This is a genomic window from Brevundimonas sp. Marseille-Q4549, from assembly GCF_976940555.1.
The window spans coordinates 1171700-1193417 of sequence record NZ_CDRHXG010000001.1; the positions used below are offsets into that span (position 1 = coordinate 1171700).

Below are 21718 nucleotides of genomic sequence, written 5' to 3' on the forward strand. Positions count from 1 at the left end.
GGCCTTTTGATCATCTGTACGGAACCGAACAGTTTGCCGCGCGCTAGGGCGTGTGGCGAACGGTCGGCGCCGGGTCGCTGCTGGTATCCAGCCTGACTTTACGGACGACATTTGGACTTCCTGGGCGATGACACCGAGACAGGCGCGCTGATCCGCGCGCGGGACTGGGCTGGCACGCCGCTCGGTCATCCCAAGCTTTGGCCTCTGTCTCTCAAGGCCGCCGTGGGGCTGATGCTGGCGACCCGCCAGCCCGCGTGCATGGCCTGGGGGCCGGACCTCGTCTTCCTTTACAACGACGCCTATCGACCCGTCCTCGCCGATCGCCATCCCGCAGCCCTGGGGGCGCGACTGCCCGATGTCTGGTCCGAGGTCTGGAGCGACATCGAGCCTCTGGTGAATACGGCGATGTCCGGCGGTTCGACCTGGTCCGAGGACATGCACCTGGTGATGACCCGAAAGGGTTACCCGGAGGACACCTGGTGGAGTTTCTCCTACAGCCCCCTGCGTGACGACGCCGGCAAGGTGGTCGGCTTCCTGGACCTGTGCCTGGACACAACCGCCAAGGTGATGGGCGAGCGGCAGGCGAAGGCTCTGGCCGAACTGGCCGACCTGACCGCCCGCACGCGCGACGCGGCTGAGGTGCAACGCCTGGCGGCCGGCCTGCTGGGCCGGGTGCTGAGTGTCGACCGCGTCAGTTACGGCGAGGCGGACCCCCGAGGCGAGCGGGTCGTTATGACGCGCGATTGGACCGAGACCGGCGCCTCTCTCGCGGGCGAGGTCGCAACCTTGGCCGACTTCGGACCGGAGATATCCGCCAGTCTGGCGCGGGGCGAGACCCTGCGCATCGACGACATAGACACCGACCCGCGCGCTAAGGGACGACTGCAACCTTATCGGGACCGAGGCGTGCGGGCGGGGGTAGCCGTTCCCCTGATCCGCAACGGCCGCCTGACCGCCGCCCTCGTGCTGCTGGAAAAGGCGCCGCGCCGGTGGTCCGACCATGACGTGGCCCTGGCCGAGGCCTTCGCCGCCCGGACGTGGGACGCGGTCGAGCGCGCGCGCGCCGAAGAGGCGCTGCACGTCCTGAACGAGACGCTGGAATCCCGCGTCGCCGCCCGCACCGCCGAACTGCAGGAGGCCCAGGAGGCCCTGCGTCAGGCCCAGAAGCTGGAGGCCATGGGGCAGTTGACCGGCGGCGTCGCCCATGACTTCAACAATCTGCTGACGCCCATCTTCGGCAGCCTGGACCTGCTGCAGCGACGCAAGATCGGTGGCGAGCGCGAGCAGAAGCTGATCGACGGCGCCTTGCAGTCGGCCGAACGGGCGCGGGTTCTGGTTCAGCGCCTCCTGGCCTTCGCCCGGCGACAGCCGCTGCAGACGACGGCGGTGGATGTCTCGGCCCTGGTCGCGGACATGGGCGACCTGCTGGACAGCATCACCGGCCCGCAGATCCGGGTGGCGATCGAGGCGCACGAGGGTCTGCCCGCCGCCCGCGCCGACCGCAATCAGTTGGAGATGGCGATCCTGAACCTGGGTGTGAACGCCCGCGACGCCATGCCGGACGGCGGGGTGTTGCGTCTGTCGGTGACGGCGGTCGGCCCGCGCGGCAAGCGCCCTTCGAACCTGCCGCCCGGTCCCTATATCCGCCTGTCGGTCGCCGACACGGGCGTGGGCATGGACGAGGCCACACGGGCGCGGGCCATCGAACCCTTCTTCTCGACCAAGGGCGTGGGCAAGGGAACGGGTTTGGGGCTGTCCATGGCGCACGGTCTCGCGGCCCAGCTGGGCGGCGCCTTGACCATCGCCAGCGCACCGGGCCTCGGCGCCAATATCGAACTGTGGCTGCCCGCGACGGGAGATGCCGCCGAGACGGAGCCCGCCGATCTGCGTTGCGCGCCGGCGGAATCGGGCCTGGCCCTGGTCGTGGACGACGAACCCCTGGTCCGCGCCGCCACGGCCGCCTCCCTGTCCGAGCTGGGCTTCGGCGTGGTCGAGGCCGAAAGCGGCGAGGCGGCCCTGGCCCTGCTGGACTCCGGCGTTCGCCCCAAGGTTCTGGTGACGGACCATCTGATGCCCGGACTGACCGGCGTCGAGCTGGCGCGACAGGTCCAGAACCGGAGCCCCGACTGCGCCGTCCTGATCGTTTCGGGCTATACGGAGGTGGAGGATCTGGCGCCGGACTTGCCGCGCCTGGTCAAGCCCTTCCGCCACGCCGATCTGGCCGCCGCCCTGGCGAGCGCGCGCGGATGAGGCCCGCTTTCGGTCTAGCCCGCCTGGACCAACGGCCCTAAACCACGGGTTCGACCGCCCCCGGACCCGCCTTGACGACACACCCCGCCCCGACCGCCGACGCCGCGACCAAGACTGTCGCCTGGGTTTGTGCGCCCGGCGTTTTGAAGGTTCCGTTTCTCGACGTGTTTCTGGCTGATTACGAGCTGCGGCGCCTGCCGGGCGAGGATGTGCGGGCCGTACTGGGCTGGGGGATGAAGCCGACGGCGGCGGCGGGGCGGCGCTGGGCCGGAAAGAACGGGCGGCCCTATGTGGCGCTGGAGGACGGGTTTTTGCGCTCGGTCGGGATCGGCGAGGCGGGGGCGACGAGCCTGAGCCTGATCGTCGATGATCTGGGCGTCTATTACGATGCGACGCGGCCCAGCCGGCTGGAGCATCTGATCCAGACGGCCGACGACTGGTGCGACGCCGCCATGATCACGCGGGCGCGCGGGCTGATCGACCGGATCGTGGCGTCCGACGTGTCCAAGACCAATATGGGCGGGCCGCTGGATCCGGGCGTGCTTAAGCCCGGTCGGCGCGTGCTGATCGTGGATCAGACGTTCGGGGACGCCTCCATCGCCTGCGGCCTCGCGACGGCGCAGAGTTTCGACGACATGATCGCCGCCGCTCGGCGCGACGAGCCGGACGCGCAGTTGATCGTCAAACGCCATCCGGCCGTGGCGGCGGGGCGAAAGCGCGGCTGCGTCACCGATCTGGACGGCGTCACCCTGATCGACGCCGACGTGCGGCCCGCCGACCTGCTGGCGGCGGTGGATGCGGTCTATTGCGTCACCTCGGCGCTGGGGTTCGAGGCCCTGTTGCGAGGGCTGCCGGTGCGGTGTTTCGGGGCGCCCTTCTATTCCGGCTGGGGCCTGACGGCCGATGCGGTCCAGACCGGACGGCGCGGCGTCGCGCGGTCCATCGAACAGGTCGCCGCCGCCGCCCTGATCGCCTACAGCCGCTATGTTGATCCGATAACGGGCCAGCGATGCGAGGCCGAACAGGCGCTGGAGCGGCTGATCGCCTTGCGGGACCGGGCCGACCGGCTGGCGGGGTCGTGGTCGGCGGTCGGGTTCGCGCCCGCCAAGCGTCCGCCGGTGCGCCGCCTGCTGAACTCGCCCAAGGCGACGATGCGTTATTTCATGTCGCCGTCGCGGGCCGCCGCCCATGCGAGCGCGACGAACGGTCGGCTGATCTGGTGGGCGGGCAAGGAGAGCGAGGCGACGCGGCAGGCGGCCGCCGCATTCGCCGGTCCGACGGTGCGGATGGAGGACGGCTTCATCCGCTCGCGCGGCCTGGGGTCCGATTTCGTCGGCGCCCTGTCGGTCGCCTTGGACGATCAGGGGGTCTATTACGACCCGTCGCGGCCGTCGCGGCTGGAGACCCTGATCGAGACCTCGGACCTGTCGCCGGTTCAGCTGGCGCGGGCCGCCGCCCTGCGGACGCGCGTGGTCGATGCGGGCCTGTCGAAGTATAATCTGAGGGGTCAGGCGCCGACCGACTGGCCGGCTGATCGCGACATCCTGCTGGTGGTCGGTCAGGTCGAGAACGACAAGTCGATCCTGCTGGGCTGTGCGCCGGATATGAACACCAACTCGGCCCTGGTGGAGGCGGCGCGGCGCGATCATCCCGACGCCTTCCTGGTCTATCGCAACCACCCCGACGTGCTGGCGGGCAACCGGCCGGGGCGGCTGGACGCGGGGGCCATGGCCTCGGTCGATGCGGTGGGCGACGGGCTGGATATCGTCGACTGTCTGAACGCCTGTCGGCGGGTGGCGACCCTGACCTCCCTGACCGGGTTCGAGGCCCTGATGCGAGGCAAGGCGGTGTCGGTCTATGGCCGGCCCTTCTATGCCGGATGGGGGCTGACCGACGACCGGCTGACGTTCGAGCGCCGCAGCCGCCGCGCCGGCGTCGATCACCTGATCCACGCCGCCCTGATCGCCTATCCCCTGTATGTCACGCCCGAGGGCTGGCCGTGCGAGGCCGAGGATCTGGTGGACCGGCTGATCGCCGCGCGCGACCAGCCGACGCCCAAGGCGCCGCGCGGCCAGGTGCAGCGCTGGGCCGCCGGCATCGTCGCCAGTCTCGACCGCAGGCCGCCGCCGTCCTATTGAGGCGTTCTGATAGGAAACGGACCTTCCTCAAGCCGCGAGGCCCCGCGAGCCGAGCGATAGGAACAAATATCTCCTCAAGCAGCGAGGCCCCGCGGGCCGAGCGATAGGAACAAAAACAAAGTGACCCACGCCGTCATCGCCGCCACCGGCCTCTTCACCCCCGAACAGTCGGTCTCCAACGCCGAACTGGTCGACAGCTACAACGCCTGGGCCGACGGCTGGAACGCGCGCCACGCCGCCCAGATCGAGGCCGGCGAGTTGGAAGCCAAGTCGCACTCCTCGCCCGAGTTCATCGAGAAGGCGTCGGGCATCAAGAGCCGGTTCGTGCTGGACAAGGCCGGGATCATCGACCCCGAGCGAATGGCGCCGAACCTGGCCGAACGCTCCAACGACGAACTGTCGATCCTGGCCGAGATGGCGGTCAAGGCCGCGCGGCAGGCGATCGCAGCCTGGGGCAAGCCGGTCTCGGAGATCGGCGCCGTCCTGTGCGCGGCGTCGAACATGCAGCGCGCCTATCCGGCCATCGCCATCGAGGTGCAGCAGGCGCTGGGGATCGAAGGTTTCGCCTTCGACATGAACGTGGCGTGCAGTTCGGCGACCTTCGGCATCAAGACGGCGGCCGACTTCATCGGCGGCGGCTCGGTCAAGGCCGTGCTGATGGTCAACCCGGAGGTCTGTTCGGCCCATTTGAACTTCACCGACCGCGACAGCCATTTCATCTTCGGCGACGTGGCGACGGCGGTGATCGTGGAATCGTCTGAGACGGCGGGTCCGAGCGGCTGGGACGTGCTGGGCACGCGGCTGAAGACGACCTTTTCCAACAATATCAGGAACAACTTTGGCTTCCTGAACCGCAATGCGCGCGACACGGCGCATCTGGACAGCCCCGTCGCCGACGACAGCGTGCAGAATGACAAGCTGTTCATCCAGCAGGGCCGCAAGGTGTTCCGGGACGTGGTGCCGATGGTGTCGGACATGATCGTGGACCACGCCGGCGAACTGGGCGTCGATCCGCACGGCCTGAAGCGGCTGTGGCTGCACCAGGCCAACATCAACATGAACACGATGATCGGCAAGAAGGTGCTGGGTCGCGAGCCGTCGGCGGACGAGAACGTCATCATCCTGGACGAATACGCCAACACCTCCTCGGCCGGGTCGATCATCGCCTTCCACCTGCACAATGACGGGTTCGAGGCGGGCGACACCGGGCTGATCTGCAGCTTTGGCGCCGGCTATTCGGCCGGGACGGTCTTCGTCAGGAAGCGCGCCGCCTGAACCCTTAAAGCCGGGGCAGGAACAGGACGAAGTCCAGGCTCCACAGCCCCGGTCCATTGGCCATCAGCCAGATCAGGATGACCATCAGCAGGGTCTCGGGCAGGTCGAAATAGCTGGAGAGGCGATAGCCGAGGCTGGTTCCCTCCACCGACTTTGACGCCACCGTCACCAGGGCGACCAGGCTGATGATCAGCAGCACCAGGGCCGCCATGCTGGTGAACAGACCCATGATCAGCAGGGCGCCGAAGGCGAACTCGCACACAGAAACAAACTTCGCGGTCTGGCGCGGGGCGGCGATGCCGGCCTCGACCATCGTCTTCTGCATCTTCTCGGCCTGGGCCGGGGTGAACAGCTTGTAGAAGCCGGACAGGAAGAACATTCCTCCGACCACGACCCGCGCGATCAGGGGCGCGATGTCCATCAAGGCCGGAACGCCGAGGCCGAGGCCGCGATAGAGGTCGATCATGGTGCGAAGGCTCCGCTTGGAATGGCGGAGCCTTCAATGCCTTACGGGCGCGTCGGTTGCTCGGCCCCGTCGCGTGGCGGATGTGTCGCCTTCCATTCCATGGCGCGGCGGATGCGGTTCTCGACGCTGGGGTGATCGTAGAACAGGATCTCCTCGATCGCCGAGGGCGACGGGGCGCGGTATTCGGCGGTCTTGATCAGGGCCTTGGACAGGCCGTCCGGTTCGTTGGCGTGAACCAGGGAGAAGTGATCGGCGTCGGCTTCCATCGTGCGGGTCATGGTGGCCAGGACGGGCGTGCCCATAACGCCCAGGAAGGCCAGGATCAACGCCAGGATGGGCAGCCCCGCGGGATCGGCGATGTCGCCCACCCGGTCCGCCCGCAGCAGGCGGCGGACGAGTGGATAGAGCCGATCGGTCAGCCAGAAGGCCAGGGCGGACAGGACGATCAGGATCGCCACGGTCCACAGCACATGGACGTGGGCGTAGTGGCCCATCTCATGGCCGACGACGCCGCGCACCTCGGCCAGGTCCGCCCCCTTCTTGAACATGGTGTCGCTCATGGCCACGCGGGCCGAGCCGAACAGGCCCGAGACATTGGCGGTGTAGCGGTCGGACTGTTTGGAGCCGTTGTAGATGAAGATCTTGTCGGACGGGGTGCCGGTCTCCTTGGCCAGGGCCACGACCGCGTCGCGCACGGGCCCGTTGGGCGCCGGCGTATAGGTGTTGAAGATGGGCTCGATCACCAGGGGCGAAAGGACCAGGCCGATGACGATGAAGGCGGCGGTGACGCCGGACGCCCACATCCACCAGAAGCGTCGCGCGCGCCGGATCAGGGCGTAGATGGCGACCAGCAGAAGCGATCCGACCACTGCGCCGATGGCGGCGCCGATCGCAGCCTCGCCCAGCCAACCGCCGAACGCCTGACTGGTCAGGCCGTACTGTTTCTCGCGCCACCAGCCCTGATAGGCCGCCCAGGGCAGGGTCAGAAGCCAGCTGACGACGGAATAGAGCAGGGCGACGCAGAAGCTGGCCAGGACCGGTCGCCGCCGCCTCCGCTCGATCCGGCTGCGCAACGACACCAAAAGATTGGTGCGGACGATGATCCAGGCGACCAGGGCCGAGACCAGAAAGCCCCACAGGATCAGCCAGTGCGATCCGTGCGTATAGGCCACGGCGCGGGCCGTTTCCTGGGGCGAAAGGGTCGCCAGCCAGGCGGCGGTCGCGGCGGCCGGATCGAAGTGCGTCATGATGGTGTCTCCCCCAAGAACCAAAGCGCGGGACCGGCGTTATGTCAGGTTAATTCGCGTCCATGCTGATTCTTGCTCGGTTACGCTTGAATCTGTCACATTCTTTTGCCACGGATTTCGACGTCGAGAACAGGGGAGTTCCCAGATGGCTCAGACGACGCCGAAGCATGTGCTGGAAAGCCTGGCCAAGGACATAGCCGCCGTGCTGAAGAGCATGGGCGGTTCGGCTCACCAGAATCTGGTGATGGACTGCGTGGCGGCCCTGAAGCGCCAGCGCGGCGAGGCTGTGAATCCGCCCGATCTCAGACAGAAGATCATCGAAGCCTTCGAACAGTACCGCGACTGGTTCATCCGCCCATTCGGCGAAGGGTCGCAGCGGTGGGCGCTGGCGCCGAACGTCGCCTGACGCCTCTGAAAAGATGAAAGGCGCGCCCCGTTCGGAGCGCGCCTTCGTCTTTAGGCCTGCTCGTTCGGATCAGAAGCGACGGATGTAGCTGACCGAATAGGCGTCGGCCTTGCCCGCGTCGTCGCGGTAGTCGCGGCGGGTCCAGTCGGCGCGCACCCCGTTCACGCCATCCACGAAGTAGTTGGCGCCCGCCCCATAGTTCCAGCTGTCGCCGCCGACGTCGGTGTTCGCGCCCGGGAACTTCTGCTTCAGCTCGGTATGACCGTAACCGCCGCGCGCGAACAGCTCCAGCTTGTCGGACACCGGCACCTTGCCGACGACATAGCCCGCAGCGTCCCACTCCTGCTTGATCTCGCCATCGACGCCGGCGACGGTGAAGTCGTCATGTTTGACGCCGACCGAAGCTTCGGTCTCGACAGCCAGGTAACGGTTCAGGTTCACGCCCAGACGACCCGTGACGGCGCCGGTCGTTGCATTGTCACCTTCAAGATGAGTGTAGCCCAGAGAGCCGTAACCACGAGGTTCAGGATTAGTTTGAGCAAAAGCCGGAGCGGCGATGGCGGCAACGGCGACGGCGAGAAGAATGTTACGCATTGTTTCTTATTAACTCCTAGATGTGATGACCAAGCCGATCACCAGCCCCATCCAGCGAGTGCTTAAATAGGTCACGCCCTCTTCTGTTCCAGAGCCCATCGAAGGCCGCGAATGCCTGTTGACACCAAGACACATACGACGTTCCGCCAAGATTGGCGGTTTTGTGACGGGCATGAAAAAGGGCGGCCTCGTCGGAGACCGCCCTCATCAACTTCCCAGCCGTCATCCTCGGGTCGAGCCCGAGGATGACGGATATTAGATAGCTCTACCGATCCTTCTCGCGCTCCACGTTGAGGGCGGCCTGGGCGGCGGCGAGGCGGGCGATGGGCACGCGGTAGGGGGAGCAGGAGACGTAGTCCAGCCCAGCCTTTTCGCAGAAGGCGATGGACGACGGATCGCCGCCGTGTTCGCCGCAGATGCCCAGCTTGACCTCGGGCCGGACGGCGCGGCCCCGTTCGGCGGCGATTTCGATCAGGCCGCCGACGCCGTCCTGGTCCAGACGCACGAAGGGATCGGTCTCGAAGATGCCCTTGTCCAGATATGCCTGCAGGAACCGGCCGGAGTCGTCGCGGCTGATGCCGAACGTCGTCTGGGTCAGGTCGTTGGTGCCGAAGCTGAAGAACTGGGCGTATTCGGCCAGATCACCCGCGCGAATGGCGGCGCGCGGCAGTTCGATCATGGTCCCGACCAGATAGTCGACGCTGTCGCCCGCCTCTTCGAACACCGCCTTGGCCGTGCGGTCGGTCAGTTCGCGCAGATACTTCATCTCCAGCCCCGTCGCGACCAGCGGGTGCATGATCTCGGGCAGGGGCGCCTGGCCCGAGGCGGTCTTCACCTCCAGCGCCGCCTCCAGGATGGCGCGGACCTGCATCTCGTAGATTTCGGGATAGGCGACGCCCAGGCGGCAGCCGCGATGGCCCAGCATGGGGTTGGTTTCGTGCAACTCCTTGGCGCGGCGCTTCAGCTTGTCGGCGTCGATGCCCGAGGAGGCGGCCAGGGCGTCGATGTCCTCGTCCGTGTGCGGGATGAACTCGTGCAGCGGCGGATCCAACAGGCGCACCGTGACGGGGAGGCCGGCCATGATGTCGAACAGTTCGACGAAGTCGGACTTCTGGAACGGAGCGATCTTGGCGAGCGCGGTGCGCCGGCCGGCTTCGTCGTCGGCCAGGATCATCTCGCGCACGGCGGCGATCCGGGTGTCGTCAAAGAACATATGCTCGGTGCGGCACAGGCCGATGCCCTCGGCGCCGAAACCGCGCGCGGTCTTGGCGTCCAGCGGCGTCTCGGCGTTGGCGCGGACCTTCAGGCGACGCACCTTGTCGGCCCAGCCCATCAGGGTCTGGAAGTCGCCGGTCAGCTCGGGCTCGATCATCGGCACGGCGCCGTCCAGCACCTCGCCCTTGGAGCCGTCGATGGTGATCACCTCGCCGGCCTTGAAGGTGCGGCCGCGCGCGGTGAACACGCCCTTGGCCTCGTCGATGTGGATCTCGCCGGCGCCGGAGACGCAGGCCCGACCCATGCCGCGCGCCACGACAGCGGCGTGACTGGTCATGCCGCCGCGGGCGGTGACGATGCCGCGGGCCGCATGCATGCCGTGGATGTCTTCGGGGCTGGTCTCCTCGCGCACCAGGATGACCGCTTCGCCCAGACCCGACATGCGCTCGGCCTCGTCGGCGTCGAAGACGATCTTGCCGGTCGCGGCGCCGGGCGAGGCCGGCAGGCCGGCGGCGACGACGGTGCGCGCCGCATCGGGGTCCAGCGTCGGGTGCAGCAACTGGTCCAGCGCCGACGGCTCGACCCGGCTGATGGCCTCTTCCTGAGAGATCACGCCCTCGGCGGCGAGGTCCACGGCGACCTTCAGCGCCGACTTGGCGGTGCGCTTGCCGTTGCGGGTCTGCAGCATCCACAGCCGGCCTTGTTCGACCGTGAACTCGATGTCCTGCATGTCGCGATAGTGGCTTTCCAGCTTGCCGACCACGTCGACGAACTGGGCGAACACCTCGGGCATGGCCTCTTCCATCGAGGGGGCGGTCTCGCCCATCTCCTCGCGGCCGACCTTGGTCAGGCTTTGCGGGGTGCGGATGCCCGCCACCACGTCCTCGCCCTGGGCGTTGATCAGGAACTCGCCGTACAGGCGGGCCTCACCGGTCGAGGGGTTGCGGGTGAAGGCCACGCCCGTCGCCGAGGTCTCGCCCATGTTGCCGAACACCATCGACTGGACGTTGACGGCCGTGCCCCAGCTTTCGGGGATGTCGTGCATGCGGCGATAGAATTTCGCCCGGTCGTTCATCCAGCTTTCGAACACGGCGCCGACGGCGCCCCACAGCTGGTCCTTGGGGTCCTGCGGGAAGGCATGGCCCAGTTCGCGCTCGACCACGGCCTTGTAGTCGGCGACGACCTTTTCCCAGTCGGCGGCGGTCAGGTCGGTGTCGACCGTGACGCCCAGGCGATCCTTGTGCTGATCCAGCACCTCCTCGAAATCGTCGTGGCTGAGGCCCAGGACCACGTTGGAATACATGGTGATGAAGCGACGATAGGAGTCGAAGGCGAAGCGGCGGTCGCCCGACAGCCTGGCCAGACCCTCGACCGTCTGGTCGTTCAGGCCCAGGTTCAGAACCGTGTCCATCATGCCGGGCATGGAGGCGCGCGCGCCGGAACGGACGGAAACCAGCAGCGGATTGTCCACGTCGCCGAACGTCTTGCCGACCACGCCCTCGACCTTGGCCAGGGCGGCCTGGACCTGGGCTTCCAGATCGGCGGGATAGGTCTCGCCGTTGGCGTAATAGTGGGTGCAGACCTCGGTGGTGACGGTGAAGCCCGGCGGCACCGGAAGGCCCAGGGCCGACATCTCGGCCAGGTTGGCGCCCTTGCCGCCAAGAAGGTTCTTCATCGACGCGTCGCCGTCGGCGGAGCCGCCGCCGAAGCCGTACACCCACTGAGTCATCTGTAGCCCCTGAGCCTTTTCAGATCGTCGGCGGGTTATCCCCGCTCGCACATGCAGCACGATCTAGCGCGGCGAACCCGCCTTGACCATGGCGGATGTAACAAAGCGTGAGGCGACGACGGGTTTCCTGCGGGTCGGCCCGCCGTCGGAGATTTTCATTGGCGCGGGCCGAAAGCGGGTTCGGAGCCGGACGCAAAAAACGGAGTCCGAAGAGTCCGGATTGTCCGAAACCGGCGTCGCCTTCCTGCGGCCTTGTGCGAACGGCCGATCATAAGGGCGATTTCGGCCGTGCGAGGTCGATGAGGCCGTGGATGGCGCAGAGCGTTGAAATTCCGGCGCAAGCCCTTCACGGCCCGGGCGGGGAGGCGATGCGCCGCCCTTCCGCCGGAACGGAAGGACGGCGAAGGGAATCAGCCGTGGGTTTGGTCCCAGTAGCGCACGGCGTCGGCGTCGCGGGCCGAAAGGTCCGGATAGGCCGGATCGGAGCCGACGTCCGGCACGCGTCGCCACGAGCGGGCGCATTTCGGATAGTCGGCCAGATCGACCGCGACCGTCACGGCGTCGCCGCCCTGCACCAGCTCCGCGCCCGAGGTGCGGAAGATTTCGGCCGCGTCCAGCCCCTGGAAGGGCGCCAGAAGTTCGGCGGGGGCCGTGACGGTCGGCCAGGCGTCCAGGGCGCCGCCGATGCGCTTGTCGCGGCGGGCGGCCTCCAACTGTTCGTTGACCACTTCCAGCACGGCGTTGATCGCGGCCCATCGCGCGGCCTCGGCGTCGTTCCGCCAGTCCGCCGGGGTATGGGGGATCACGCGAGTGCAGTTGGAGCCGCCCTCGGGGAAGCGCGTCGTCCAGGCCTCTTCCGTGGTGAAGGGGGTCAGGGGCGACAGCCAGGCGGTCAGGCGCATGAACACCGCGTCCATCACCATGCGGGCGGCGCGGCGACGGATCGAATCGGGACGGTCGCAGTACAGGGCGTCCTTGCGGATGTCGAAATACAGGGCCGACAGGTCGTTGGAGCAGAACTCCAGCACCGGGCGCACGACGTCCTGGAAGCGATAGTCGGCGTAGGCCTGGCGCACCTGGGCGTCCAGCTCCCACAGGCGGTGCAGGATGTATTTCTCCAGCGGCGGGAACTGGTCGAGGTCGGTCAGCCGCTCGGTCTCGTCGAAGCCGGCCAGGGCGCCCAGCAGATAGCGGACGGTGTTCCTGAGCTTGCGATAGGCGTCGACCGTGGTCTGGAGGATCTGTTTGCCGATCCGCTGGTCGTCCGAATAGTCGACCAGGGCCACCCACAGACGCAGGATGTCGGCGCCCGACTCCTTGATGATGGTTAGGGGGTCGGTGGTGTTGCCGCGCGACTTGGACATCTTCTCCCCGTTCTCGTCCAGGGTGAAGCCGTGGGTCAGGACCGCCTTGAACGGGGCGCGGCCGCGCGTGCCGCAGCCTTCCAGCAGCGACGACTGGAACCAGCCCCGATGCTGGTCCGACCCTTCCAGATAGAGGTCGGCGGGCCAGTGCGACGGACGATCGCCGGTGTAGCCATGCTCGGGCGTGCGCGGGTCCAGGGTGAAGGCGTGGGTCGAGCCGCTGTCGAACCAGACGTCCAGGATGTCCTCGACCTTTTCGTAGCGGGCCGGGTCGTGGGCGCCCAGGAAGTCGCTGTCCGGCGCGGTGAACCAGATGTCGGCGCCGTGTTCGGCGATGGCGGCGACGATGCGGGCATCGACCTCGGGGTCATGCAAGGGCTGGCCGGTCTGCTTGTCCATATACATGGCCAGAGGCGTGCCCCAGGCGCGCTGGCGGCTGACCAGCCAGTCGGGACGACCCTCGACCATCGAGCGGATGCGGTTCTTGCCGGCGACGGGATGGAAGGCGGTGGCGTCGATGGCGTTCAGCGCCGTCTCACGCAGGGTGTCGCCGCTCTTCAATGGTTGATCCATGCGGATGAACCATTGGGGGGTGTTGCGGAAGATGATCGGGGCCTTGGACCGCCAGCTGTGCGGATAGGAATGCTCCATCCGGCCGCGCGCCAGAAGGTTGCCGGCCTCGATCAGTTTTTCCATCACCGCGCCGTTGGCGGGGCCGAACTTGCCGGTCTTCTTGCCTTCGGTCTCCAGCACCTTGAGCCCCGCGAACAGGGGGACGTGGTCGTAATAGGCGCCGTCGGGATCGACGGTGTCGGGCACCTCGTGATGACCGTGGGCCTTCCAGACCTCGAAGTCGTCGGCGCCGTGGCCCGGCGCGGTGTGGACGAAGCCCGTGCCGGCGTCGTCGGTGACGTGGTCGCCAGCCAGCAGGGGGACCGAGAAGCCATAGCCGCTGTCCAGCGCCGCCAGCGGGTGTGCGGTCTCCAGGCCGGAGGGATTGATGTCGTACACGCGGGTCCAGGCGGCGACCTTGGCGGCCTTGAACACGTCCTCGGCCAGCTTGTCGGCCAGGATCAGCCGGTCGCCCGGCTTGGCCCAGGGCGCGAACTCAAGCCCTTCCTCCATGGCCGTGACCTCGTACAGGCCATAGGCGATCTCGGGGCCGTAGCTGATGGCGCGGTTGGCCGGGATGGTCCAGGGCGTCGTCGTCCAGATGACGATGGACGGCGTCGAACTGCGGAAGGACAGCAGGTCGTCGGGATGGTCGTCCGAGACGCCCGTGACCGGGAACTTGACCCAGATCGTGGGCGAAACATGGTCGTGGTATTCGATCTCGGCGTCGGCCAGGGCCGTGCGTTCGACCGGCGACCACATGACGGGCTTGGAGCCGCGATACAACTGGCCCGAGTTCTTGAACTTGTGGAACTCGGCGACGATGGCCGCCTCGGACGCGAAGTCCATGGTGGCGTAGCGGTTGGCGAAGTCGCCCACGGCGCCCAGACGCAGGAACTGGTCGCGCTGGAGGTCGATGTATTTGCCGGCGTAGTCGCGGCAGGCGCGCCGGAACTCGTCCTTGGACACCTCGTCCTTGCGGCGACCCTTGGCGCGGAACTGCTCTTCGATCTTCCACTCGATCGGCAGGCCGTGGCAGTCCCAGCCGGGGACGTAGTCGACGTCGTAGCCCAACAGGAACCGGCTGCGGACCACGAAGTCCTTCAGCGTCTTGTTCAGCGCATGGCCGATGTGAATGTCGCCGTTCGCATAGGGCGGGCCGTCGTGCAGGACGTAAAGCGGGGCGTTCTGCTTCTGACGTTCGGCGCGCAGGGTTCCATACAGGTCGCCCCACTGCTCCAGGATCAGCGGCTCCTTCTGTGGCAGGCCGCCGCGCATGGGGAAGGGGGTCTCGGGCAGGAATACGGTGTCGCGGTAGTCGCGGCCGGAAGCGGTGTCGGGGGTCTCGGGGGCGTCAGCCATTGAGCAGTCTCGGCGTCTTGAAAGTGATGTCGCTGTTCTCTTCGCCCTATCGCGCTTCGCGCTGCTTGAGGGCTTTCGATCCCGGCGTGCGCTGGGCCTGGGCCCAGAGGCGCTACGCCGGGCGACTAATCGAAATCAGGCGAAGGAAGACGCGGACGGTCATCATGCGGGCGGTCTAGCAGACCGATGCGGCATTGCGCCATCCCGAAGGCGGCGACGCATCAACGGAAACGAAAGGCTTTTGATGTTTTGGTGAACGCTGGATCGGTCGGCGTCGCGCCGGGCCGACGCGTTTTTCGTTCGGGAGCCCCGCCTATGCGGCTGCGGATCACAAACTGGATGCTGGGCCTGGCGGCCGGTCTGTTCGTCGCGACGAGCGCCGGCGCCGCCCTGGCGCAATGCTCGTCTGGCTGCACGCCGCCGGACCCCGACCCCTGCGGATCAAGCTGTCAGCCGCCGGAACCCCCGCCCCCCCCGCCGGGCTGCGGTGGCGGTGGCGGCGGTGGAGACTGCGGCGGCGGCGGCCGCCCGGGCTGGAACGGCAACTGGAACCAGAACCAGAACGTCAATGTGAACGTCAACATCAACAACGCGGGGTCCAGCGCCAATGCGAACGCCAGCGCCGGCGGTTATGCCCGCAACTATCTGAACGCGCGCGGCTGGTCCGGCTCGCGCGGCTATGTCTACGGCGGGGGCGGCGGTTCGGCCTATGTCTCGGTCGACCAGCCCTATCCGACGACGATCCAGGGCCTGGCCGTGGAAGGCATGGCGGCCCAGGTCGTGCGCACCCCCTTCACCGCCTGGCGGCGCATGATGAAGCGCGTGGTGATCCAGGCCGTCTGCATCGACGACCGTCAGGTGCCGCACCCGGCCTCTCAGGTGAAACCGGACCGCGAGATCGCCGACGGCTACGAGGGCGAGATTTATCGCTGTCTGGCCGGCACCTGGCTGCAGGCGACCCTCGCCGATTACGAAGGCGACGTGAACTTCGATCACGGCACGACCCTGACCTGCAAGAAGCACGAGGCGCTGTGGTTCGGAGACGGCGGCCAGCTGGTCTGTCGGCCCGAGAAGCCCGAGCGGGACTGCAACGAACGCTCGCTGCTGCGTCGCTACGGCGCCGGGATCAAGATCCTGACGATGTACCGCGAGGAAGAATACACCGAGTACCGCGAAGAGCAGGTGCAGGCCGCGACCGTCATCACAGGGGCCATCACCCTGGACGGCGGCGTCGGCGGCCGGGTGTTCTGAACAGGAGTCGAACGGGGCCGTTCAGGCGCCGATCAGGTTCCAGATGCAAAAAAGGACCGTCGGCTCTCCGTCGACGATCCTGAAGACTGGCCCCGGCTCGGATCGAGCCGGGGCCTTTTTCTTGCCCGATCAGGGCTGGGCGGGCGCCTTGTCCGACACGATCTCGGCGCGCCAGGCGGTCGAGGGTTTCAGATACTGCTGGGCCAGGCGTTGCAGGTCGGCCGGGGTGACGGCCTCCAGCACGGCGATCTGGCGGCGCGTCTGCTCCAGGCTTTCCGGCTTGGACTGGGCTTCCGACAGCTGGGTCAGCCAGTAGCCGTTGTCGGCCATGCTTCGGCGCAGACGCTCGACCGCCGGCAGGCGGGCGCGGTTCAGTTCGTCGGCGCTGACGGGCTTGTCGCGCAGATCGGCGGCGATGGCGTCCACCGTCTCGAACAGCTTGGGCAGGGCCTCGGGCGGCACCTCGGCCGTGACCGACAGATAGCCGTAGCCGGGGAAGACGTCCGAGGACGAGGAGGCCGCGCGCGGCGAATAGGCCAGGCCCTGCTTCTCGCGGATTTCGTCGTTCAGTCGCAGCTGCAGCACGTCGGACAGGACGCCCAACTGGCGGGCGGTGGTGCGGTCGCCCACCTGGTCGGTGGTCGGCCAGGCGGTGAAGCCCAGAGCCTGTTCGGCCGGACCCGTGTGGGTCAGGCGCACGGGCGTCGCCGTCGGGGTCGGGAAACGACGGGTCGCCGAACCGGGCGCCGGCGTCGGGGCCTGGCCGCGCGCGGGCAGGGCGCCGAAGGTTGAGCCGACGGCGGCGATGACCGCGTCCACATCCACGTCGCCGACGACCGTGATCTCGATCGGGCCGTGGGCCAGGGCGTCGCGAACGCCGGTGCGGATGTCGTCGATCGACATGGCCGCGACCTCTGCGGCGGTCGGCACCGTCTCGCGCTTGTCGCCCGAGGCCAGAAGGCCGGTCGCGTCCCGCTGGAACACGCCGCGCGGCGTGGCGCCCAGCTGGGCCAGGATCTGCGGGAAGACGGCCTTGGTCTGTTCGAACGGGGCGGCGCGCAGGCCGGGATCGGTCAGATAGGCGGCCAGAACCTGCATCTCCAGTTGCAGGTCCTCGGGCCGGGTCGCGCCCGAGAAGGTGTAGGAGTCCGTGCCCTGGTTGACGCTGGCGCTATAGACGTGTCCGGTCAGGGCGCGGTTCAACTCGTCCAGGCTCAGCTTGCCCGTGCCGCCCGGACCCATGACCGTGTCGGCCATGGCCATGGAGGTGACGCGATCGGTCGGCAGGCCCAGCTCGCCGATGCCGGTGGAGGCGCTGACCAGAATCTGGTCGTCGCGGAACTGGGTCGGCTTGATGTTCAGGAGCACGCCGTTGGGGAAGCGGACCAGGGTGGCGCCCAGGTCGGCGACCTCGGTGCGGGCGGCGGGGACGGCCGGCGCGCCGAAGTCGGAATAGGGCCATTGCAGGGCGGCCTGGGCCGCGCGGGCGGCGACCGCCGTCTGACGTGATTCCTGAAGGGCGGCGGTGACGGCGGCTTCTCCGCCCTCGACGGGAACCGGGCTGGTGAACAGGACCAGCGGACCCTGGCCCTCGAAGACCGGGCGAACGGCGGCGTTGACCTGATCGACCGTCAGATCCTTCACGCCCTGTTCGAACAGGGCCAGGCCTTCCTGCGGGCTGTTGAACACCTCGTTGTCGTTGACGTCGCTGAGAAGGCCGCCGGCCAGGGCGGACGTCGAGCGGGTGGCGGCGGTCGCGACGGCGTTCTGGAGCGCGGTGCGATACTGGGTGATCTCCCGCTCCAGCTCCTCGGCGGTGACGCCGTACTGGGCGAGGCGGCGCGCTTCCTGCTCGGTCGCCGTCAGGGCCTTCTTCCAGTCGCCGGGATTGAAGGAGACGGCCAAGGTGCCCGCGTCCAGGCTGTCGAACAGGGACTGATAGGCGGCGCCGGCGCCCAGGAAGGGCGGATTGTCGGCGCGCGCCATCTCGCCCAGGCGACGGTTCAGCACCGCCAGGCCCAGGCTGCGGCGCAGGGCCTGGGTGCGTTTGGCGACCGTGTCGGGCGACAGGTCGGGCGCCTTGATCCAGTTGATCTGGATCGAGGACTGGATGCCCGGTTCGACGATGATGCTGGTCTCGGGGCCGCGCACGGCGACCTGTCCCAGGTCCGGCTCGGGGCCGTCCGGCGCCTTGGGCGTCCAGGAAGCGAAGGCGTCGCGCACCTGGCGCTCCATCACGTCCACGTCGAAGTCGCCCACGGCGATCAGGGTGGCGCGCGACGGACGGTAATAGGCGTCATAGAAGTCCACGAAGCGCTGGCGCTCGGCGGTGCGGATGATGTCCAGGTCGCCAATGGGCAGGCGCTGGGATAGGCGCTGGCCCGGCGCCAGAAGGGCGAGCTGGGTCTTGAGAACGCGCTGCTGGGGCGTGTTGCGGGTGCGTTCCTCGCCCACGATGACGCCGCGTTCGGAATCGATGTCGGCCTGGGCCATCAGGGCGTCGGACATCATCTCGCGCAGGACGTGCAGCGAGGTCTCGACCGTCTCGGTCTTGGTGTTGGGCAGTTCCAGCGAATAGGCCGTCTGGTCGAAGCTGGTGAAGGCGTTGGTGTCCGCGCCGAAGGCCAGGCCCAGCCGTTCGAGGATGCGCAGCATCTCGTTCTCGGGGATGTCCTTGGTGCCGTTGAAGGCCATGTGCTCCATGAAGTGGGCCAGCCCCTTCTGGTCGTCGCGCTCCATCAGCGAACCGGCGGCGATGCGCAGGCGGATCGACGCCTGACCCGGCGGCGTCGCATTGTGCATCAGGGCGTAGCGCATGCCGTTCGGCAACTGGCCGAAGCGGACGGCCGGATCGGCGGGAATGTCGCTGGCGGCCTGGGCCCAGGGCGAGGAGGGGGCGACGGCGGCGGTCGAAGCGGCGGTCTGACCGGCGGGCGTCAGGGCGAAGGCGGCGCCGCTGGCGGCGGTCAGGCCCGTGGCGAGGGCGAGGCCCGAGGCCGCGACAAGAAGAAGACGACGCGCAGAACGCATGAACCAGCTCCGAAAGACCGCAACCCCCGATGGGGCGGACATTCGGCACTAGGCCAGGGGGGGCGCCGGGGCAAGACGCCTTGGCCGGTCCGCGTCATTTCGGGCGACGCCGCCCGAAGACGGCCTCAGCCGCCAGGACGCGAGATGTAGAAGGTCGCGGTGTTGCCCACGGCGTTGGAGCCGACCACGGCGGCGCGGCCGGGCTGGGCGATGTTGACGTTGGCGGTGGCGGACACCGAGCCGTTGTTGACCTGGGTGTTGTTGACGTTGACCTCGCCCCCGCACTGGGAGCAGGCGTAGCCGACGACGCTGTTGCCCGCGGCCTCGGTGCTGACATAGCTGTCGTAGCCCTTGACCCCGACATATTCGGCCGTCGCCTCGACCCCGCCCGAGTTCAACTGGGTGTTGTCCAGCTTCAGATAGATGTCGTTGTTGCCGGCGACGACCTCGTTGGCCACGGCGCGGGCGCCGGCCGTCGTCTCGCCTTGCAGGTTGGTCTGGACGCGGGTGTAGGCGCGGACCCGGCCCTGGTTGTCCTGGGTCGTATCGGCGATCATGGAGCCGCCGCTGTTGTGAAGCGTGGCGCGGTTGGCCGAGGCGTTGGCCCGGCCCGCCAGGTTCCAGGCGTTGTCGACATAGACGCTGGTGCGCGCCTCGACCGTTGAGGGGGCGTTGGTCTGGTTGATCACCAGGTCCTGATGGGATGCGCCGGTCGTGACCGCCTGGGCCGTATTGGCCTGGGCGTCGGCCGAGAAGGTCAGGGGCGCGGGGACGTATTGGACGTCGGCGACCGTCTCGGCGAAGACGGTCGTCTGGCTGGCCTGGGCGACGCGGCCGGTCAGGACGGTGGAGGGGCCGCCCATGGCCACGGCGTTGGCCGTCGCGCCGGTGGCGACCCGGCCGCCCTGAAGAATGTGGGTCGAGGGACCGTGCAGATTGGTGCGGGCGCTGACGTTGTCGCCGCGCGCCGACTGGCCCACGTCGGCGTCGAAGGTCGCGCCGTCGGTGGAGACCTGGAACTGGTTGCCCGCCGCCTGGGCGGTCGAATCGACGAAGCCTTCGCTGACGCCGTTCAGATTGATCGGCGTGCCGGCCGACACCGTCCCGGTCAGGGTGTGGCGCGAGACGATGGCGCCGCTGGTCGACTGTATGCCGCCGACCACGCGATTGCCCGTCGCCGTGTTGGAGACGGTCAACTGACCGACGGCCACGTCCAGATTGACCTCGCCCGTCACCTCGCCCGTCTGGGTCTGGTCGATCCGGCAGGCCGAGCCGGTTTCCGGCGGGCAGGTCGGCGTCGTCTGGGCGTTCGCCTCAGTAGCGGCTAGGGCGAACGTCGCCGTCGCGGCGATCATGCCAGCGAGAGGGATCGGCGCGAGTCTGGCCATTGTTCGTGTCCTGGGTGGGATAGGCCGGGTAGTAGCCGCCGGTCGGTCCGACCGTGGAATCCCCGAGAGGGTCGTTGGCGGCGTTCAGGCAGATTTCCGGGCCCGGCGCGCCATAGAGGTTGGCCATGAACTCGACCGTGGCGCGTTCGACCAGGGCGCGGACCGCCAGTTGGACCGGCTCCATGCCGCCCGTGCCGGCCGACAGGTCGAAGACGTTGCCGTTCAGGAAGTCGAACACGCCCGCCGAGATTTCGCGGCCGATGATCTGTTTCTGGTAGGAGACGACGTCCACCACCTCCAGCGTCGTGGTCTGCACCAGGCGCAGGTCCATGGCGATGTTCATCACATAGACGCGGTGGTTGATCAGGCCCGAGCCGGGACGGTTGCTGTCGACCTCGCCCCCGGCCAGATCGAAACCGCCCGAGCGGATGTTGTAGTTCACCTCGGTGATTCCGCCGACGATATAGAAGTCCGAGCCGGGCACCTGGCCGGCCAGGATGCGGCGATACTGGGTGTCGTCCGGGCTCTGGGCGTCCGGCGCCTGGTCGCCGATCAGCTTGTTGTTGGCGTAGCGCAGCTCCAGCTCCGACACCGAGGTGTCGTAGCGTTCGACGATCCGCGCCCCGGCCTTGGCCAGGGCCGAGTTGGCCATCAAGGAGGCGCCGCCCGTGATCTGACGCCCGCCGTCGGCCGAGACCGTGCCGGTGTAGTCGCTGATCCGGCCCACGGCCATGCGCGGCGAGGGCAGGTTGTAGCGCCGGGCGTAGTCGGCCAGGCAGTAGAGGGCGGTCGAATAGGGCGTCGGGTTGGACGTCACCGGCGCATTGCCGATCGGCGAGGCGTAGAGGCCCGAAGGTCCCGCCACCGGACTGACGCAGCCGGCCAGAAGCAGGGCGGCGGCCGTCGCGGCGGCGGCGATGCGAAGAGGGGAACGACGGCTCATGGCAGGTTGATGCTTCCGTTCAGGGCCGTGCCGGCGTTGATCGCGCCGGTGTTGGTCTGGGTCGAATTGACGATGAGGGTGTTGCGGCTGCCCTGAACCACCACGTTCAGCTGGTTGCCGATGGCGGTGGCGCCGCCGATGGTCGTGCCGCCGTTGCGTGTGGAGCCCGCGCCGGAATAGGCCGAGGCCACGCCGTCGGACTGGCTGGAATAGGACGAGGCGCCGGCCTGGATGATGCCGTTGACGATCAGGCGGTTGCCGTTGGCGTCGCGGGTGGAGCCGGTGGTCGGGGCGGCGGCGGCCGAACGCGCGCCGCCATAGCCCTGCTGGAAGCGCGCCGCGCCGCCCGAACCGGTTGACTGGGCGGCGGCGGGCAGGGCCGCGACGACGGCCAGACCGGCGGCGAACGCAATCGCCGCGGGCGGAATCAGCCTTCTGGCGGTCATCT

14 protein-coding genes are annotated in these 21718 nt (G+C 68.1%); 5 read left to right on the top strand and 9 right to left on the bottom strand.

All coding sequences use genetic code 11. The features are described from left to right. Nucleotides 1-111: 111 nt before the first annotated feature. The 3 genes from ACWPV3_RS05885 (at nucleotide 112) to ACWPV3_RS05895 (ending at nucleotide 5663) form a co-directional block, all read left to right on the top strand. Complete coding sequence (locus tag ACWPV3_RS05885; protein ID WP_453977194.1) at nucleotides 112-2250, top strand: ATP-binding protein; 2139 nt, start codon at nucleotides 112-114, stop codon at nucleotides 2248-2250. 71 nt (nucleotides 2251-2321) lie between these two features. Continuing rightward, on the top strand, nucleotides 2322-4388 hold the full coding sequence (locus tag ACWPV3_RS05890; RefSeq protein WP_453977195.1) for a capsular polysaccharide biosynthesis protein: 2067 nt from the start codon (nucleotides 2322-2324) through the stop codon (nucleotides 4386-4388). Nucleotides 4389-4508: 120 nt separating this feature from the next. After that, nucleotides 4509-5663: a beta-ketoacyl-ACP synthase III gene (locus ACWPV3_RS05895; protein ID WP_453977196.1), complete on the top strand. Its 1155-nt coding sequence runs from the start codon at nucleotides 4509-4511 to the stop codon at nucleotides 5661-5663. A gap of 4 nt (nucleotides 5664-5667) precedes the next feature. Here the strand turns inward: ACWPV3_RS05895 and ACWPV3_RS05900 are convergent, their stop codons facing one another. Both ACWPV3_RS05900 and ACWPV3_RS05905 read right to left on the bottom strand, forming a co-directional pair. Further along, nucleotides 5668-6129, bottom strand: coding sequence for a DoxX family protein (locus ACWPV3_RS05900; RefSeq protein WP_453977197.1), 462 nt, complete (start codon nucleotides 6127-6129; stop codon nucleotides 5668-5670). A 41-nt stretch (nucleotides 6130-6170) separates the two neighbouring features. Then, complete coding sequence (locus ACWPV3_RS05905; protein ID WP_453977198.1) at nucleotides 6171-7376, bottom strand: M48 family metalloprotease; 1206 nt, start codon at nucleotides 7374-7376, stop codon at nucleotides 6171-6173. A gap of 145 nt (nucleotides 7377-7521) precedes the next feature. Between ACWPV3_RS05905 and ACWPV3_RS05910 the strand changes: the two genes are divergently transcribed. Then, a complete protein-coding gene (locus ACWPV3_RS05910; protein WP_292089304.1) occupies nucleotides 7522-7782 on the top strand; it encodes a hypothetical protein in 261 nt (86 codons plus the stop codon). Between the two features lie 69 nt (nucleotides 7783-7851). Here the strand turns inward: ACWPV3_RS05910 and ACWPV3_RS05915 are convergent, their stop codons facing one another. From ACWPV3_RS05915 to ileS, 3 genes are all read right to left on the bottom strand, one after another. Further along, nucleotides 7852-8376: a porin family protein gene (locus ACWPV3_RS05915; RefSeq protein ID WP_453977199.1), complete on the bottom strand. Its 525-nt coding sequence runs from the start codon at nucleotides 8374-8376 to the stop codon at nucleotides 7852-7854. Between the two features lie 265 nt (nucleotides 8377-8641). Next, nucleotides 8642-11320: a pyruvate, phosphate dikinase gene (gene ppdK / locus ACWPV3_RS05920; RefSeq protein WP_453977200.1), complete on the bottom strand. Its 2679-nt coding sequence runs from the start codon at nucleotides 11318-11320 to the stop codon at nucleotides 8642-8644. A 410-nt stretch (nucleotides 11321-11730) separates the two neighbouring features. Continuing rightward, nucleotides 11731-14658 carry an isoleucine--tRNA ligase gene (gene ileS / locus ACWPV3_RS05925; RefSeq protein ID WP_453977201.1) on the bottom strand — a complete coding sequence of 976 codons (2928 nt, stop codon included), beginning with the start codon at nucleotides 14656-14658 and terminating at the stop codon, nucleotides 11731-11733. Nucleotides 14659-14973: 315 nt separating this feature from the next. Here ileS and ACWPV3_RS05930 point away from each other — a divergent pair, with 315 nt between their 5' ends. Beyond that, entirely contained in the window at nucleotides 14974-15909 is a 936-nt protein-coding gene (locus tag ACWPV3_RS05930; protein ID WP_453977202.1) for a hypothetical protein, read from the top strand. Between the two features lie 129 nt (nucleotides 15910-16038). Here ACWPV3_RS05930 and ACWPV3_RS05935 read toward each other — a convergent pair whose 3' ends face one another. The 4 genes from ACWPV3_RS05935 to hfaA form a co-directional block, all read right to left on the bottom strand. Beyond that, nucleotides 16039-18939 carry a M16 family metallopeptidase gene (locus ACWPV3_RS05935; protein WP_453977203.1) on the bottom strand — a complete coding sequence of 967 codons (2901 nt, stop codon included), beginning with the start codon at nucleotides 18937-18939 and terminating at the stop codon, nucleotides 16039-16041. A 125-nt stretch (nucleotides 18940-19064) separates the two neighbouring features. Then, nucleotides 19065-20327: a holdfast anchor protein HfaD gene (gene hfaD / locus ACWPV3_RS05940; protein WP_453977204.1), complete on the bottom strand. Its 1263-nt coding sequence runs from the start codon at nucleotides 20325-20327 to the stop codon at nucleotides 19065-19067. Beyond that, complete coding sequence (hfaB, locus tag ACWPV3_RS05945; protein WP_453977205.1) at nucleotides 20254-21270, bottom strand: holdfast anchoring protein HfaB; 1017 nt, start codon at nucleotides 21268-21270, stop codon at nucleotides 20254-20256. The genes hfaD and hfaB overlap by 74 nt, the downstream gene beginning before the upstream one ends. Further along, nucleotides 21267-21716, bottom strand: coding sequence for a holdfast anchoring protein HfaA (gene hfaA / locus ACWPV3_RS05950; protein WP_453977206.1), 450 nt, complete (start codon nucleotides 21714-21716; stop codon nucleotides 21267-21269). The genes hfaB and hfaA overlap by 4 nt, the downstream gene beginning before the upstream one ends. Nucleotides 21717-21718: the final 2 nt, after the last annotated feature.